The following is a 17,305-nucleotide window of genomic DNA, read 5'->3' as shown; positions in this document are numbered from 1 at the left end:
CCGATCAGTAGGCTTCAGCTACCGGGAAGGGCACACGTTTACCCGCTGCCACTTCCGGTTCACACCGCTCTGCCAGCGCCGCGTCCTGCTCCGATTTCGGCTGAGGTGCCGGGGTTCGGTAGGCCACGGCGGGCATCTCCTGGCGCAAGCTGTGGATCAGGCTGTAGCAAATGACCAACAGCAGCATGGCGATGGGCAACCCGGCGGCAATACTCGCCATTTGAATGGCTTTGAGTCCGCCGGCCAACAACAACCCCGCCGCAATGGCGCCTTCCAGCAGGCACCAGAGCACCCTGATCCACTTCGGTGGATTGGTGCTGCCCAAGGCGCACAAGGTACACAACACCTGGGTCCCGGCATCGGCGGTGGTGACAAAGTGCACGCCGAGCAACACGCAGACCAGGATCGACAGCGCCGCGCCGACGGCTGGGCCATCGAGCACTTGCAGCAAGGTGAACATGGCCGCCGTGGTTTCTTTTTTGGTCGCCAGCAACACCGTGCCACCGCTGAACGGCGCTGGTTCCTGAACCACTTCCTGCGCCGCTACTGACTGTTGGTAGGCTTGCCGATCAAGTTGCTCCTGCTTCAGGGAGGCACCGCCAAAGACCGACATCCAGAGGATGGTGACCATCGTCGGCACAATCAACGCACCCACTACCAGTTCCCGGATGGTCCGGCCTTTGGAAATACGCGCAATGAACAAGCCGACAAACGGCCCCCAGGTCATCCACCAAGGCCAGTAGAACGCGGTCCACCAGTTTTGCCATTCGCTGTCTTTCTGGGTATCCATCCAGAAACTCAGGCCGACGATGTTTTGCACATAGTCGCCGGTGGATTCAAACATCAAGTTCAGAATATAACGGGTTGGCCCTAACAGCAGCACTGCCAGCATTAACAGGAAGGACAAATACATATTAAGCGTGGAGATGCGCTTCATCCCCTTGGACAGACCCACCAGCAAAGAAACACAGGCGATAATACTGACCACCAGGATAATGGATAACTGCAACCCGATACTCACCGGCACATCAAACACTTGATGTAAGCCGGTATTGATCTGCGCCACACCCAAGCCCAGCGACTGGGAAACACCAAAGGCGGTGATCACCACCCCCATAATATCGACCACATGGCCGATCCAGCCGTAGATGCGGTTACCGATCAACGGATAGAGCAACGAGCGCAGCGCCAGCGGCAAGCCCCGGCGATAGGCAAAATACGCCAGGCCCAGGCCAATCATGGAAAAGATCGCCCACGGATGCAGACCCCAGTGAAACAGGGTGATGCGCATGGCAATGCTCGCCGATTCATCGGTCAAGCCTTTGGAAAACGGGTTGTCGGCGTAGTGCAGCATGGGCTCGGCAACCGACCAGAAAATCAGGCCGATGCCCATGCCGGCGCTGAACAGCATGGCGATCCAGGAGGCGAAGCTGAACTCTGGCACGTCATCGTCGGCGCCCAGCTTCAGGTTGCCAAAGCGGCTGACGGCAATGTACGCCAGCACCCCGAGTACAGCGCTGATCAGCGTAATGTAGTACCACTTGAAGTTGTACAGGATAAACCCGGAAGCCGTTTCAAACGCCTTGGCGGCTTGTTCATCTTGAACGGCACAAAACAGTACAAACAGGATCACGGCAACTAATGAAGCCACCGTCACTTTCGGATTCAAACCTTTCAACATGCCAGATTGCGCACGCATTTTATTCCCCTTTTGTTTTTGTATAAGGGTGTAGAGAGTGTTCTGGAGTCAGCCGATTGACGGGTTATTTAAACCCGAAAAACAACGCTGTTCGTCCGATGAATATTCCAGGCGTGTTTATCCTAATGACCACTGGCAAGATGGTGGAAACCCCACCCGCCTTCAAACCATTTTTCGTCACCGATTCATGAGAAAAACGCATCGATCAAAATCACTGCTGCCTTCCCTGGCGACGGCCCTCAGTCCCTTGCCAATGGCTCTACCGGCTCCGCCACCGCAACCCAGTTCGAGCTCGCCAGACCATCCGGTGTCAACGGCTGATGCAAAGGCGCATCCGGGTTCAGGTGTTGCCCGCTGACTCGCCTCTGGGTCACGCACAAGGCCAGCAGCAGCGCACATCCACCGTGGAAAAAATACAGGCTGGAGGCGCCCGCATACTCCATCAATAAACCTGCCACCAGCGGCCCGATACAGGCTCCGACGCCGAAGGTGATCAACAGCATGCCCGAGAGGGACACCCGCAAACCTGCCTCCATATTGTCGTTGGCCAAGGCCACTCCCAGCGGGTACAGGCAAAACTGCAGGAAGCCGATCGCCGCGCCAAACAGCAACACCGTGCTGAACGAGGGTGACGGATTAAACCCCAGCGGAAGACTGACCACTAGCAGCACCACCGCCACCCCACGGATCAGGCTCGCCCGGGGCAGCCGATCCGAGAGCCAGCCCAGCGGCAACTGCGCCAGCAGCCCGGCGCCGATCGTCAAGGCCATGAACTGCCCGACCTGCGCCGTGTCGAGCCCCTGCTTGCTCGCATAGATCGCCGCCAGGCCGTAGAAACTGCCATTGATCATCCCGGACACCAGGACGGTCACCAACGACTGGGGAATGCGCCGCAGGAACAGCCGCACATCAATCGCCGCACTGGGCACCACGCTGGGGTGAGCGCTGCGGGTCAGCGCCACCGGCACCGAGCACAAGGCAAACACCATGGCCACGCCCAGCAAAGCCCGAATACCCAACCCGGTATCGAGGGTCAGGGCCAACTGGCCAAGCATCATGCCGACGTAGCTGGCAACCATGTACAACGCCAGCACCGCACCCCGTTGCTCGGTGCGGGCCTGATCGTTGAGCCAGCTTTCAATCACCATCAGCTGACACATCATCGCCAGCCCCACCAGCGCCCGGAGCACCAGCCAGAACGGCAATGAATGGCTGAACTCATGGGCCAGCACCGCCGCGGCAATGATCCCGGCGCACGCCGCGTAGGTACGGATGTGGCCCACCGCACCGATCAGCCAGCGCCCGACCCAGCCGCCCAGCACCATGCCCAGGGCATTGGCGGCCATCAGGGCACCGCCGGCCGCCTCGCTCCCGCCCATGCCGCTCAAGCGCAGCGCCAGGTACGTCATCAGCAGGGTCGAGCCCAATTGCATCAACAAGCTGGCCAGGTAAAGGGCCCCGAAAGTTCGCGTCAGTCCAAGCACGGTGCGGATTCCAAGAAGTCCAAGGGAAGGAAGTTGGCGTCAGGCCAATCCGTGCAGCTCTTTCCAGTTGCCCGGGTGCACCACGTAGCCGAACAAGGCATGACCGCCATACACCAGCTCGCTTCCTTCAGGAATCCACAACACCTGGCCCGGCCTGACCTCGAACACTTCACCGTCGGCCTGTAGTTGCAGGCAGCCCTCGATCACGAAGATCACCTCGTCATACAGCACCGTCCACTGCACCTGGGCCCCTTCCCAGCGGGCAAATCCGACCCCGATGTTCGGCGACACCTCATTGCTCAGGGCGCGGGCAACATAGGCCGCACCGGGCGGCCCACCACGCACGCTGAATGTCAGGTCCTGCTGGTCGATGCACAGCACCCGTGCCTTGCCTGGGGCGCGCGGGCTCATAACTCACTCCGGCTGTTCCAGGCGGCCAGGCGAATGCGCGAGCGCACACCCAGGCCGAGAAACGGTTCCGGCGGGTTGAGCGACGGCATGCCGGTCACCGCATGGATATCGTTCAACTGAGCCGAATCGGCGCCCACGGCGAGGTCGGCGAGCAAGGTCCCGGAAATCGTGCCCCAGGCCGCACCCACACCGTTGTCGCACGCCGACGCATGCAGCCCCGGTTCCAGCTCGCCAAAGAAGTTGGTGAAGTTGCGCGAGATCGCATAGACCCCGCCCCAGGTATGGCTGAAAGGCACCTCGGCCAGTTGCGGGAAGCGCGCCAGGAACGCCTTGCGATGTGCCGCGCGCACGTCCAGGCGCATGGCATCGCTGGTGCTGCGCCCATACTTGGGCACATGTTTATAGGTATTGCGGATGATCAAGCGACGATCCTGGGTCATGCGCACCGTGGTACCGGCGTGGTCTGCCGGGGTCAGCCCCCAGTCCACCTGGCCGCCGTAGGTCGCCAGTTCGCTGTCGGTCAAGGGACGGGTCCAACTGGCGAAGGTCATCACCGGCAACAGGCGGTTACGCAGATAACCAAACTCCTGGGTGAAGATGCTGGTGCCGAGCAACACCTGCGGGGTGCGGATCAGCCCCTGACTGCCATGCAACAGCCAGCCGCCTCGCCCATCACGCTCCAGGCGCTGGATCGGTGACTCTTCCAGCAGCTCGACGTTCTCCGGCAACGAATTCGCCAGCCCGGTGACCAGCGCGGCCGGTTGCATCAGGTAGCAGCCGGGGGTGTAGATGGCGCCACTGTAATGCTGGGTGCCCAGGACGCTGGACAACTCTGCCGGCCCCACCCGGCGAAACGGCTCGCCCAGGTCGCTCATCAATCGTTCGAAGTGATCCAGGTAGGCCAGGCCACGGGCACCGACAGCACCTTGGTACTTGCCGGCATGGGACCATTGGCAGTCGATTCCACGGCTCTGCACCAGGCCTTGCAACTGAGCGATGGCGGCGCGGTTGAGCGCCAGCAAGCGCTGCTTGTGTGCCGGGTCCGGATGCTCCAGGGCAAACTTGTGGGGCAGGTCAATGACAAACCCGGAGTTGCGCCCCGAAGCCCCGTGGGCCACCCGCTGTGCATCCACCAACAGAATCCGTGCTTGCGGGTGATGCGCCGCCAGTCGGCGTGCAGCCGCCAGGCCGGCAAACCCTGCGCCGACGATGGCGAAGTCGGCCCGCTGCTCACCCGACAGGCGGGTGCAGGCGGGTTGTGGCGGCAAGGCCGCGTACCAGCCGCAGCTGGCATCGTCATGCGGCAGATTGATCGTGTTCTTCATGATTCTGGCCTCAGGCGACAGCCTGTTGGGAGTTCTGGCAGGACTGCAGCAAACGGCTGCGTTGGGTTTGCGCCTGGCGTCCGAGCAGGACAAAACCGTGCAGCGCCCCGTCGACGTCATGGAAACCGGCACTGACCCCATCCTCGGTCAGGGTGCAGCGCCATTCCCCCACGCAACCGGCCGCGGGCGGCAGCAGGCACAGCGGCGCGACCGGGGTCTTGACCGTCACGGGCATCAAGGGGTAATCGACGGCCGTCGGCCGACCGAGCAGGGTCTGGCTGAGTGCCTGGATGCCCTGATTGATCGGCGCCAGATACGGCAACAGTTGCCCGGCGATTTCGATGCAGTCGCCCAGGGCGAAGATCCCCGGCTGGGACGTCTGCAACCGCGCGTCCACTTGAATGCCCCTGCCGACGGTCACCCCGGCACTCTCTGCCAGGCTGAGGTCCGGCCGCAGCCCGACGGCAGACAACACCAGGTCGGCCTCGATGCGTTGCCCGTCGGCCAGTTGCAGGCAATAACCCTGGGCAGTCGGCTCGATGGCCTGCACGGTGTTCTGCAGGTACCAATTCACCCCCAGTTCGCTCAGGGCCTCCTGCAACTTCTGGCCGGCCTCGACCGGCAGCAGACGCTCCATGGGCCAGCGGCCGAGGCCGATGACATCGACATGCACGCCGTTGCTGGCCAGGTCGTTGGCAAACTCGCAGCCGATCAGGCCGTCCCCCAGGATGGCGACACGCTGCACGCTGCTAAGGCGCTGACGGAACTGTCGGTAGTCCTGCAAATTGTTGACGCTGAGCACGGCACTGGTGTCGCCCTCGATTGGCAAGCGCAGCGGCATCGCGCCACTGGCGAGGACCAACTGGCCGTAGTCCATCTCACCCAGGCTGGTGCTCAAGCGCCGCGCCGCACTGTCGATGCGCTGCACCTGGCAATGGGGATAAACGCGGATGTTCAGGCGCCGTTCGATCGCCATCGGCGACTCGCTGGCCAATGCCTCGGCGTTTTTGCCCTGGGACAGCCCGATGGACAGTGCCGGCTTGGAATACAGGTGCCCACAATCCTGGGTCAGCACGCGGATTTCCACCTGCGGGTCGGCTTTGCGCAATGCCTGGGCCAGACCGTAACCGGCGTAACCGCTGCCGATGATGACGATCGGCTGGGTCGGCAACAGCGCCGCTGGCGCCATTACCGGGGTAGGCGACGGCACACGGGCGATAGCGGTCGGCGCAACATGCTCGCTGATATCGAGCATCTCGAAATCCGCCTTGCCGACGTGGCATTCGGGGCACAGCCAGTCCTCGGGCACATCTTCCCAGCGCGTGCCGGCGACGATGCCATCCTCAGGCCATCCCAGCGCCTCGTCATAGATCAGGCCACAGACGATACACAGCCAAGTCTTGTACATGGCGCTCACTCCCCCGCAACCCGGATGGCTACGTTTTTGGTGCGCACATAGCTGTACAGGGCTTCCTGGCCCTTTTCCCGACCAAAACCCGACAACCCGACGCCACCAAACGGGGTTTCGATCCCACCGGCGTACCATTCGTTGACGAACACCTGGCCGGCCTTCAAGCGTCGGGTGCAGCGCATCGCCCGGCTGATGTCCTGGGTGAACACCCCGGCCACGAGACCGAACTCGGTACCGTTGGCGATGGCGATCGCCTCCTCTTCCGTGTCGAACGGGATCACCGCCAGCACCGGGCCAAACACCTCTTCCTGGGCAATGCACATGTCCGGGCGCACATCGCGGAACACCGTAGGCGCCATGAAGTGACCGGCCCGGTCAGGCAATGCCTGGCCACCGGTGGCCGCTACCGCGCCTTGCGCCACCGCACGGCGACACAAGTCTTCGATACCCGCCAACTGTCCGGCACTGACCACTGGCGTGAGGTCCGCGTCGTCCTGGCCGATCCCGACACTCAGCCCTTCGGCCATGGCGACCACGGACTCGACCACTTGCTCATAGATCTCACGCTGCACCAGCAGCCGGGACATCGCCGAACAGACCTGGCCGGCATTGAAGAAAATCCCGGACTGGACACTGGCCAGCAGTTGAACAGGATCGGCATCGGCGAAAGCGATCGCCGCCGACTTGCCCCCCAACTCCATCACACTGGGAATCGCGTGCTGGGCGGCATCACGCAAGATCGTCTGCCCGGTCGGCACCGAGCCGGTGAATACAATCTGATCCACCGCGCGGTGGCTGACCAGGTGCGCCCCGACCTCGCGACCCCGGCCGCAGATCAGGTTGACCGCGCCTCGCGGCAAGCCCGCTTTGCTGATGGCGCCGATCAGCACACACAGGCCCAACGGTGAAAGCTCAGGCGACTTGATGACCACCGCGTTACCCGCCGCCAATGCCGGGGCCAGGGAACGGGCACAGATCGAAACCGGGAAATTCCAGGGCACGATCTGCGCCGAGACGCCCATCGGGTCGTACAGGGTGAAGTCCATGTAGCCATTGCCCAGGGGGATCGAGGTGCCCTCGATCTTGTCCGCCATCCCGGCGTAATACTCGAAGTAGCGCGCCGCCTCGACGAACTCGTCCTTGGCGTCGCACAGGCGCTTGCCGTTCTCCTGGCACAGCACCCAGGCGCCCTCGTCGGCCACGGCGCGAATTTCCTCGGCGATGCGCAGCAGCCAAGTGACGCGTTGCGCCGGGCGCACTCGGGTCATTTCACCGCTGTCGGCACAGCGCCGTGCCGCCGACAAGGCGCGCTCGGCATCGGCGACGCCCGCCTGGGCAATGGTCGCGAGCAACTCGCCATTGCCCGGGTTGTGGACCTTCAAGTGCTGGGCACTGTCGCTCCATTCACCGTCGATGTAGTTGAGCCAGTGCGAGGCTATCGGATACATGGGCGCTCCTCCTCAGGCAGACGGCGTGGTGGCGAGCAACTGACGTGCAGCCCACTGGTGGAAGAAATGCGTCGGGATGTCCATTTCCGGGGAGAACGCGCCCCCTTTGTAGCCGGGGGAGAAACGGCCTTTCTGCATGCCTTCCACCGAGCTGATGTCTTCCTGGAACACCACTTTCCAGGACTCGAGAATCGCGGCGCGGCAGGCGGCGAATTCATCGCTGGTGGCCGCATCGTCACCGACATAGAACAGGCGCAGGTGCTCGATGGTGCGGCCCGGGGCAACGGGTTCAAGCTGCATGGCGAAGGCGTGATCGGCCTGGATGCCCAACAGCACGTTGGGGAAGAACGCCACGTACTCGGCGTTGCGCAGACGGTCCTGGGGCCAGGCCGGGAACTTCGGCAGGTGGGTCCCGGCGACGTCCGAGAGGTTGTAGGCGTAGCTGCCCTGGCCGGCGAAATGCTCGTCGAACAGAATGTTGTAGTGGTCTTCCAGGCGCGAGTAGGAGTTCAGGCTCGGGTGTACCCACGGCAGGTGATAGGCCTCGCAGTAGTTCTCCACCGCCAGCTTCCAGTTGCAGTTGATGTCCAGGGTGGTTTGATCCTGACCCGGACGGCGGCGCAGCAGGCTCATGCCGTCTTCGCCAAGGAACTGGGTCCAGCGCGTGGTCAGCGGGGCGAGCATGTCCTCGAGCGGCTGGGCGTCGCCCGACAGGTTGATGAACACCATGTCCATCCAGATGGCGCTGCGGATCGCTTTCAGGCCGTGCTTTTCACAGGCGAAGCGCTCGTCCTTGTGCTGGTCGATCCCGCCGACGTGCGGCGTGCCCCGCAGGCCGCCGTTGAGGTCATAGGTCCAGGAGTGGTAAGGGCAGCGAATCACCCCTTGCACCTCACCGGCCTCCTCCACCAGCTTCATGCCGCGGTGACTGCAAACGTTGTGGAATACCTGCACCAGGCCTTCGCGGTTGCGCATCAGCAGCAGGGGCAGGCCCATGAAATCGATCGGCTTGACCGAACCGGCCTTGACCAGGTCGCTGGCAAACCCGACACAGGCCCAGGTCTTGCCCATGACCTGATCACGTTCCAATTCGAAGTAGTGTTGATCGGTGTAGAACTCGTTGCTCAGCCCGGTTGCCTCATGGATCGGGTTCAGGACGGTTTCAAGGTGATGCACAGGAATTTGGCGGTTGTTGCTCATTATTGTTTTCCCCTGCTGGGCACGGTTTGGAAAGATCGGCAGGCACACTGGCCACTGTCCGTTGGCAGCCAGTTTGGGAAAACAGGAGTGGACTCGACAAACGATATTTGCGGCGCGATTCATGACTTTTAGTCATAAATTCCGGCACCTTGTTTTTTGCCGGCAAACTTGTTAATTGCAGGCGCGCGCGTATAAATGAGCAACTTTTCTTTATCGGAAAGTTTAACTTTTCCGGTTTTTAGACGGCATCTTTCGCCGCGGGAAGTTGATTCATCAGCCAACTTCTAAAGCACTTCACACTCTGGCGCATCGCCCCCCGGGACAAGGGTTCCAGCAAACAGAACTGCGCCTCGGTCTTTAATACCGCCTCCAGCGGCCGTACCAATGCGCCGGTGCGCAAAGGGTCATCGACCAGGTTCGACCAGGCCAGGGCAATGCCCTGGCCGTTGATGGCCGACTGAATCAGCATCGAGTAACTATTGATATTGATCCGGCGCTTTGGCTCGACCTTGTTCAGGCCCTGGCTGAGCAGCCAGTCGGACCAGCCGATCCAGTCCCGTTGCGGGTCATCGAGGTACAGCCAGGTCAAGCCGGCCAGGCCTTCAGGCTGGCTCAACTCCGGGTGCTGGGCCAGGTAGGCCGGGCTGCAAACCGGGTACACCTCCTCGCAGAACAAGGGGGTCACCTGCATGTTCGGCGGCGGTGTGCGGCAGTAATACAAGGCCAGGTCACAGTCGAGCCGGGAGAAATCCTTGACCTGGTCGTGGGCGATGATCCGCAGGTCGATCTCTTCGTTTTCACGCTGAAACTGGGTGACCTTGGGCAACAACCAGAGTGACGCCATGGCCGTGCTGGTGGCCACCGTGACTTGCTCGGCACCCCGCCATTGGCGTATTTCACCGGTGGCTTGTGCCACGCCCAGCAATGAACTGCGAACCGCTTCGTAATATTGACTGGCGGCCGGGCTTAGTTGCAGCGTACGGGTCGTGCGGATAAATAGGGTTTTACCCAGATAATCTTCGAGCAAACGTACCTGGCGACTGATAGCGCCTTGGGTAACGTTTAGTTCTTGCGCCGCCAACGTAAAACTCATGTGCCGCGCTGCGGCCTCAAAAGCAATCAAGCTATTAAGGGGTGGAAGTGGATGGATTCTCATGCAGGCAAGTCACGTCGTTATTGTGGTTATATGCCACTAGTCTAGCCCTTGTAATAAGCAGTGCACAGAGGGGCGACTTCCACCGGTCCTGTCCTGGAAAACAAAACGCCGCTCAATGAGCGGCGTTCTTGTGCGCGGGGCGATTACCAGGACCTGGAAGGTCTCAGGCCTCGCTGTCCCATGGACGATCGCCACGCTCATCCTTGACGCGGGTCGGCAGGCCCATCACGTCCAGCGCCTTGAGGAACGGCTCGGCTGGCAGCTCCTCGACGTTGACCATGCGTTGCACGTCCCACTCGCCACGGGCGACCAGCAAGGCCGCGGCTACCGGTGGCACGCCAGCGGTGTAGGAAATGCCCTGGCTGTCGGTTTCGGCATAGGCTTCCTCGTGATCAGCCACGTTGTAGATGAACACTTCGCGCGGCTGGCCATCCTTGGTGCCCTTGACCAGGTCGCCGATGCAGGTCTTGCCGGTGTAGCCCGGCGCCAGCGAACTTGGATCCGGCAGCACGGCCTTGACCAGCTTCAACGGCACCACTTCCAGGCCTTCGGCGGTCTTGACCGGTTGCTCGGAGAGCAGGCCAAGGTTCTTGAGCACGGTGAACACATTGATGTAGTGCTCGCCGAAGCTCATCCAGAAACGCACGTTGGCCACGCCGAGGTTCTTCGACAGGGAGTGCACTTCATCGTGGCCGGTGAGGTAGAGGTTCTGCGCGCCGACGACGGGCAGGTCGTCGGTGCGTTTGACTTCGAACATGGTGTTGCTGGTCCACTGGCTGTCCTGCCAGCTCCACACCTGTCCGGTGAATTCGCGGAAGTTGATTTCCGGGTCGAAATTGGTGGCGAAATATTTGCCGTGGGAACCGGCATTGACGTCGAGAATGTCGATCGAATCAATGCGGTCGAAATACTGTTGTTGCGCCAGGGCTGCATAGGCGTTGACCACACCCGGGTCGAAGCCCACGCCGAGAATGGCGGTGACGTTCTTCTGCTGGCATTCCTCGAGGTGCTTCCACTCGTAGTTGCCATACCAGGGCGGCGTTTCACAGATCTTGCCCGGCTCTTCGTGGATGGCGGTGTCCAGGTAGGCGACACCGGTATCGATGCAGGCACGCAGCACCGACATGTTGAGGAACGCGGAACCGACGTTGATGACGATCTGCGATTCGGTTTCGCGGATCAGCGTCTTGGTCGCTTCGACATCCATGGCGTCCAGGGCGAAAGCCTGGATATCGGCGGGCACTTTGAGGCTGCCCTTGGCCTTGACGCTGTCGATGATGGCCTGGCATTTGGAGATGTTGCGCGACGCGATAGCAATACGACCGAGTTCATCGTTGTGCTGCGCGCACTTGTGGGCCACCACCTTGGCGACACCTCCTGCACCAATGATAAGTACGTTCTTCTTCAATTTTTCTCTCTCTCCTTCTGCGCCAGCTTACGAAAGGCTGGACAAGTAATCGTCGAAACCAAACTCACGAACCAGCTCGACACTACCATCGAGTTGTTTCACTACGATGGACGGCATTTTCAGGCCGTTGAACCAGTTTTTCTTGACCATGGTGTAACCCGCGGCATCGACAAACGACAGACGGTCGCCAATGGCCAACGGTGCAGGAAACTGATACTCACCAAAGATATCCCCGGCCAGGCAGGATTTGCCGCACACCATGTAGGTGTGTTCACCCTCGCTCGGCGCCAGCTTGGCGTTCAGGCGGTAGATCAGCAGATCGAGCATGTGCGCTTCGATGGAGCTGTCGACGACGGCCAGGTGCTTGCCGTTGTAGAGGGTGTCGAGCACGGTGACTTCCAGCGAGGCGCTCTGGGTGATGGCGGCTTCGCCCGGCTCCAGGTAGACCTGCACGCCGTACTTCTGCGAAAAGGCCTTGAGGCGCGCGCAGAACTGGTCGAGGGCATAGTCTTCCCCGGTGAAGTGAATACCGCCGCCCAGGCTGACCCACTCGACCTTGTGCAGCAGGTGACCGAAGCGCTCTTCGATGGTGCACAGCATCTGGTCGAACAGGCCGAAATCGCCGTTCTCGCAGTTGTTGTGGAACATGAAGCCGGAGATCTGCTCGATGACCGCCTCGACCTTGACCGGGTCCCACTCGCCCAGGCGGCTGAAGGGACGCGCCGGGTCAGCCAGCAGGTAGTCGGAGCTGCTCACCTGCGGGTTGACCCGCAGACCGCGAACCTTGCCTTCGGACGCCTCGGCAAAGCGCTGCAGCTGGCCGATGGAGTTGAAGATGATTTTGTCGCAGTTGGCGAGCATCTCTTCGATTTCGTCGTCGGCCCAGGCCACGCTGTAGGCGTGGGTCTCGCCGGCAAATTTCTGGCGGCCGAGCTTGAGCTCGTAGAGCGAGGACGAGGTGGTGCCGTCCATGTACTGCTCCATCAGGTCGAACACCGACCAGGTGGCGAAGCACTTGAGCGCCAACAGGGCCTTGGCCCCGGACTGCTCGCGCACATAGGCGATTTTCTGCATGTTCGCCAGCAGCTTTTGTTTATCGATCAGGTAGTACGGCGTCTTAATCATTTCGAGGCCTCCGGCAAGGCTAGCCAAAAAAGGATGCGCATTGTGCCTTCACTGACTGCAGATCGAAAGAGCAGAAAGCGTTTGCACCCTGGCCGGGGCGTGGAGAGGGGTCGGTTACAACGGAGCGCAGGTCGGCGGGGTGGCGGGTTTAACCCACCAAACCGGTGGGGGGGCCAGGCGCCATAGGTGTTGAATGGACTGGCCCCATCGCGAGCAAGCTCGCGCCTACAGGTCGTAGAGCGCTTTGCCTAGCGCGCGCTCGCCAGTTCACGCAACCGTGCCAACTCGGCTGCAGGCAGGGTGATGCCTTCGGCCAGGGATTTGGCCCGCTCCTGATACCGTCGGTCGCCTGGCATGCGCTGCAGGCCGACGCCGCGCATCTGCTGCACCAGTGCTTCGCTGCGGCTGGCGAAGTGGTTGCCGGCGGTTTTGCTCGGGTCGATCACGATCAACAACTGACCGGTCCAGGGGGTTTGTGCCCCGGGGTGGTTCGACCAGTCGAACTCGAACGAGAAGTTGCCGCCGGTCAGGGCCGCCGACAACAGTTCCACCATCATCGACAGGGCCGAGCCCTTGTGTCCGCCAAACGGCAACAGCGCGCCACCGTTGAGGATCGCCTTGGGGTCCCGGGTCGGCTGGCCCAGGCTGTCGACGCCCATGCCCTCAGGCAGCATCTGGCCCTGGCGCGCGGCGATCTGCACATCGCCGTGGGCGATGGCGCTGGTTGCCAGGTCAAAGACGATCGGCTCACCACCGGCACGGGGTGCGGCAAAAGCAATCGGGTTGGTACCGAACAGCGGCCGTTGCGCGCCGTGGGGCACCACGCAGGTCATGCTGTTGACCACGCTCAAGGCCACCAGCCCCTCTTCGGCGAAGGGTTCGACGTCCGGCCAGAGCGCGGCGAAATGGTGCGAGTTACGGATCGCCAGCACCGCGATGCCGGCACTGCGGGCCTTCTCGACCAGCAAGCCGCGGGCCGCGGCCAAGGCCGGCTGGGCAAAACCATTGGCGGCGTCGACCCGGACAAACCCCGAGGCCACATCCTCCACCACCGGCACGGCCCGGCCATCCACCCAGCCGCTGGCCAGCGACGACAGGTAACCGGGAATGCGGAACACCCCGTGGCTGTGGGCGCCGTCGCGCTGGGCGCTGGCACAGTTGTGCGCCAGCACCTGGGCAACCTCGGACGAGGTGCCGTGCTGTTCAAAGATGCGCTGCAGCAACTCCGTCAGGTCGGCGAGTGCAAGGGTTTCCACTTCGGGCAAGGCGGCATTGGCGTGGGACATTCGAAAGGCTCCGGGCGAATTGTTGTTATGGGCGAACTATCCGGCCGTGACAGTTATCTGTCAAATATTGACTTTATGACAGAAAACATCCATTTTCCTCGCCAAGCGCTGAATAACAACAGGAAGCAGCCTTGAGCCAGCCCATCAAACAACGCCTTGAAAGCAGTCTGTCAACCGCCGCCGCCTCCGGCCGGGCGATTGCCAACTACATGCTGGCCAATCTTTATGAACTGCCGTTCCAGACCGCAGCGGACATCGCCGCGAAGTTGAACGTCAGTGAGTCCAGTGTCGGGCGCTTCTGCCGCTCCATCGGCTACAGCCACTTCAAAGACCTGAAAAACGACCTCAAGGCCGACCTGGGCGATGGCCCGTGGCTGGTGGGCGACCGTCTGCAGGAATTCCGCCAGCAGGCCAGCCAGGGTCCGCAGGGCCTGCCCCGCAGCTTCGAGCTGGAAGTGGCGGCCCTGGTCAAAGTCTACGAATACAGCCTGACCCCCACCTGGCACGCCGTCAGCCAGCGCCTGGCCAGCCGGCGCAAGGTGTTCGTCGCCGGGTTCCAGACCGAACGGGGCATCGCCGCCTCCATGGTGCATCTACTGCAGTACCTGCGCGATGACGTGCACTGGGTCGACGGCGCCGCCGGGCATTACGCCGACGTGCTGCTCAGCGTGCCCGCCGACAGCGCCCTGGTGGTGTTCGAAGCCCGCCGCTATTCGCGCCACGCCCTGACGCTGTGCCGCAAGGCCCGCGAGGCCGGCATCCCGGTGACGCTGGTCACCGACACCTTTTGCGACTGGGCCGAGCAGAACGCCGACGAAGTGTTCCGCGTGCCCACCGAGTTCAACCTCTTCTGGGAATCGACCGCCGCGATGCTGTCGCTGGTGCACCTGTTGGTCAACGACGTGTGCAAACAGTTGGGCCCGGAAGTGGAAAAACGTCTTGCCGCCGTTGCGCTCCTGCACAACGAGTTCGTTGGATACACATCATCACCAAGCTCAAAACAATAAATCGAGGTGCTAGATGAAACACGTCATTCGCTTTGCCAGTGCATGTGCAATGGTCCTGGCCGGGGCCTCCGGGGCGCAGGCTGAAACCCTGAAGATCGCCACCGAAGGCGCTTACCCGCCGTTCAACTATGTCGACTCGGACAACAAGCTGCACGGTTTCGATGTCGACATCGCCAACGCGCTGTGTGAACGCATGAAAGTGCAATGCAGCATCGTCGCCCAGGATTGGGAAGGGATTATCCCGGCGCTGATGGCCAAGAAATACGACGCCGTGGTCGCCTCGATGATCGCCACCGACGAGCGCAAGCAGAAGATCGATTTCACTAACCACTACTACCGCACACCGCTGTCCGTGGCCGTGCCCAAGGACTCGGACATCACCGATGCCCAGACCGATTTCAAAGGTCGCACCGTGGGCGCCCAGGCCTCCTCGACCCAGGCCATCTACGCCGAAGACCACTACGGCCCGGCCGGCGCCGACGTCAAGTTCTACCCGACCCTGGATGAAGCCAACAGTGACCTGGCCGCCGGCCGCGTCGACGGGGTGATTGCCGACAAGTTCCCGCTGCTGGCCTGGATCGACAGCGCCGGCAAGGACTGCTGCAAGATCATCGGCGATGTCAACGGCACCACGGCCGATGCATCCATCGCGGTGCGCAAGGGTGACGATGCGTTGCGCGAGCGTTTCAACAAAGCGCTGGATGAGATCGTCGCCGACGGTACCTACAAGAAGATCTCCAGCCGCTACTTCGCGTTCGACATCTACTGATCCCCTGCCCCTCAGGCCAGCCTGAGGGGCGTTCCTTGCCGACCTGCTGCACCGCGCACCCACCGGCGGTGGTGAGCGCGTGCGGGCTTAATTTACCGAGAGGGTTCGAGCATGTTCGAACATCTGTCACTGCTTTCCTTCGCCAGCGGCGGCTGGGGCTCAGCCTTGCTGGCCGGCGCCCTGGTGACCATCGTCCTGGCCCTGAGCTGCCTGCCGATCGGCTTGCCACTGGGGCTGGGCCTGGCCTTGGCCGCCCGCTCCCGGCGGCGTTGGCCGCGCGCCATGAGCACGGTGTTTGCCACCGTGTTCCGTGGCCTGCCCGAACTGCTGACCCTGCTGATCATCTACTACGGCTGCCAGATCGGCGCGCAGAAACTGTTGTCGGCGATGGGCTACGAGACTGAAGTGGCGATCAACCCCTTCGTCGCCGCCATGATCGCCTTCAGCCTGGTGTTTGCCGCGTTCTCCAGCCAGATCTGGCTGGGCGCCTTCAAGACCGTGCCCAAGGGCCAGTTCGAAGCCGCTGCCGCCCTCGGCCTGTCCCGGCGTACCACCTTTACCAAGGTGGTGCTGCCGCAACTGGTGCGCATCGCCCTGCCGGGTCTGTCGAACAACTGGCTGTCGTTGCTCAAGGACACCTCGCTGGTGTCGACCATCTCCCTGGTCGACCTGATGCGCCAGACCAACCTGGCGGTCAGCGTGACCAAGGAACCGATGTTGTTCTACACCGTGGCCTGCTTCGGCTACCTGTTCTTCTCGGCGATTTCCGGCCGTCTGTTCCAGTATCTGGAGCAGCATTTCAGCCGCCATCAACGGAGCGTGCGCCCATGAGCCTGGCTGAATTGCAGAGCCTGTTCCTCAGCCCTGATCTGCTGGAACGTTACGGTCCACGCTTCATCGACGGGCTGTTGGTGACCGCCAAACTGGTGGCCATTTCCTTCACCCTGGGCGCCCTGCTCGGCCTGCTGATTGCCCTGGCGCGGTTGTCGGGCAACCGGTTTCTCAGCCGTTTTGCCGGCGTCTATGTGTACTTCTTCCGTGGCTCGCCACTGCTGGCCCAGCTGTTCATGCTGTATTACGGCCTGGGTTCGTTCAAAGGTTTCTGGCAGGACGTCGGCCTGTGGTGGTTCTTCCGGGACGCCTGGTTCTGCACCCTGCTGGCGTTCACCCTGAACACCGCGGCCTATCAGGCAGAGATCCTGCGGGGCAGCATCCTGGCCGTGGCCCAGGGCCAACGCGAAGCCTGCAACGCCCTGAGCCTGTCGCGCTGGACCACCTTTCGCAAAGTCATCCTGCCGCAATCGCTGCTGGTGGCGATCGGTCCCCTGGGCAACGAACTGATCCTGATGATCAAGGCCAGCGCCATCGCTTCGCTGGTGACCATCTACGACTTGATGGGGGTGACCAAACTGGCCTTCTCGCGCAGTTTCGACTTCCAGATCTACCTCTGGGCCGCGGTGCTGTACCTGCTGATTGTGGAAGTGGTGCGACGCAGCCTCAAAGCCCTGGAAGGCCGCCTCGGCCGCCATTTGCAGTAAACCGGTTTTTTCTCGGGCTGCCGTGGCCGCCCCAGCAT

At 62.1% G+C, this 17,305-nt stretch carries 15 protein-coding genes and 1 pseudogene; 4 read left to right on the top strand and 12 right to left on the bottom strand.

Annotated elements, in window-relative coordinates:
* Window positions 1-4 precede the first annotated feature (4 nt).
* The 12 genes and pseudogenes from H7995_RS21200 to H7995_RS21150 all read right to left on the bottom strand — a co-directional run bounded on the left by H7995_RS21200 (window position 5) and on the right by H7995_RS21150 (window position 13,953).
* A complete protein-coding gene (locus H7995_RS21200; RefSeq protein WP_166591980.1) occupies window positions 5-1,699 on the bottom strand; it encodes a BCCT family transporter in 1,695 nt (564 codons plus the stop codon).
* Between the two features lie 239 nt (window positions 1,700-1,938).
* A complete protein-coding gene (locus H7995_RS21195; protein WP_185818807.1) occupies window positions 1,939-3,183 on the bottom strand; it encodes an MFS transporter in 1,245 nt (414 codons plus the stop codon).
* Window positions 3,184-3,222: 39 nt separating this feature from the next.
* Window positions 3,223-3,594, bottom strand: a complete 372-nt coding sequence (locus H7995_RS21190; protein ID WP_166591981.1) for an ethanolamine utilization protein EutQ — start codon at window positions 3,592-3,594, stop codon at window positions 3,223-3,225.
* Entirely contained in the window at window positions 3,591-4,919 is a 1,329-nt protein-coding gene (locus H7995_RS21185; protein ID WP_185818806.1) for an NAD(P)/FAD-dependent oxidoreductase, read from the bottom strand. The genes H7995_RS21190 and H7995_RS21185 overlap by 4 nt, the downstream gene beginning before the upstream one ends.
* 10 nt (window positions 4,920-4,929) lie before the next feature.
* Complete coding sequence (locus H7995_RS21180) at window positions 4,930-6,108, bottom strand: FAD-dependent oxidoreductase (RefSeq protein WP_244647777.1); 1,179 nt, start codon at window positions 6,106-6,108, stop codon at window positions 4,930-4,932.
* A gap of 54 nt (window positions 6,109-6,162) precedes the next feature.
* Window positions 6,163-6,327, bottom strand: a pseudogene (locus H7995_RS28515) (rubredoxin); the annotation flags it as partial.
* 5 nt (window positions 6,328-6,332) lie between these two features.
* Complete coding sequence (locus H7995_RS21175; protein ID WP_166591984.1) at window positions 6,333-7,778, bottom strand: aldehyde dehydrogenase family protein; 1,446 nt, start codon at window positions 7,776-7,778, stop codon at window positions 6,333-6,335.
* Window positions 7,779-7,790: 12 nt separating this feature from the next.
* The gene (locus tag H7995_RS21170) at window positions 7,791-8,978 is read right to left on the bottom strand and encodes an aromatic ring-hydroxylating oxygenase subunit alpha (protein WP_178117416.1); all 1,188 of its coding nucleotides are present in this window, start codon (window positions 8,976-8,978) and stop codon (window positions 7,791-7,793) included.
* Between the two features lie 238 nt (window positions 8,979-9,216).
* On the bottom strand, window positions 9,217-10,134 hold the full coding sequence (locus H7995_RS21165; protein WP_166591985.1) for a LysR substrate-binding domain-containing protein: 918 nt from the start codon (window positions 10,132-10,134) through the stop codon (window positions 9,217-9,219).
* Window positions 10,135-10,297: 163 nt separating this feature from the next.
* Complete coding sequence (locus H7995_RS21160) at window positions 10,298-11,542, bottom strand: saccharopine dehydrogenase family protein (RefSeq protein WP_166591986.1); 1,245 nt, start codon at window positions 11,540-11,542, stop codon at window positions 10,298-10,300.
* Window positions 11,543-11,569: 27 nt separating this feature from the next.
* A complete protein-coding gene (locus tag H7995_RS21155) occupies window positions 11,570-12,667 on the bottom strand; it encodes a carboxynorspermidine decarboxylase (protein WP_166591987.1) in 1,098 nt (365 codons plus the stop codon).
* Between the two features lie 248 nt (window positions 12,668-12,915).
* Window positions 12,916-13,953, bottom strand: a complete 1,038-nt coding sequence (locus H7995_RS21150) for an Ldh family oxidoreductase (protein WP_182340898.1) — start codon at window positions 13,951-13,953, stop codon at window positions 12,916-12,918.
* Between the two features lie 131 nt (window positions 13,954-14,084).
* On the opposite strand from H7995_RS21150, the gene H7995_RS21145 reads away from it, so the two are divergent.
* The 4 genes from H7995_RS21145 (at window position 14,085) to H7995_RS21130 (ending at window position 17,267) form a co-directional block, all read left to right on the top strand.
* Complete coding sequence (locus H7995_RS21145; protein WP_166591989.1) at window positions 14,085-14,960, top strand: MurR/RpiR family transcriptional regulator; 876 nt, start codon at window positions 14,085-14,087, stop codon at window positions 14,958-14,960.
* A gap of 13 nt (window positions 14,961-14,973) precedes the next feature.
* Window positions 14,974-15,729 carry a transporter substrate-binding domain-containing protein gene (locus H7995_RS21140; RefSeq protein WP_166591990.1) on the top strand — a complete coding sequence of 252 codons (756 nt, stop codon included), beginning with the start codon at window positions 14,974-14,976 and terminating at the stop codon, window positions 15,727-15,729.
* Between the two features lie 111 nt (window positions 15,730-15,840).
* Window positions 15,841-16,560, top strand: a complete 720-nt coding sequence (locus H7995_RS21135; RefSeq protein ID WP_166591991.1) for an ABC transporter permease — start codon at window positions 15,841-15,843, stop codon at window positions 16,558-16,560.
* Window positions 16,557-17,267: an ABC transporter permease gene (locus H7995_RS21130; protein WP_166591992.1), complete on the top strand. Its 711-nt coding sequence runs from the start codon at window positions 16,557-16,559 to the stop codon at window positions 17,265-17,267. Before H7995_RS21135 ends, H7995_RS21130 begins: the two co-directional genes overlap by 4 nt.
* Window positions 17,268-17,305 lie beyond the last annotated feature (38 nt).

The organism is Pseudomonas kielensis, assembly GCF_014236655.1.
Lineage (GTDB): Bacteria > Pseudomonadota > Gammaproteobacteria > Pseudomonadales > Pseudomonadaceae > Aquipseudomonas > Aquipseudomonas kielensis.
The sequence above is the reverse complement of the archived record's forward strand: the minus strand, read 5'-3'. Positions and strand labels throughout refer to the sequence as shown.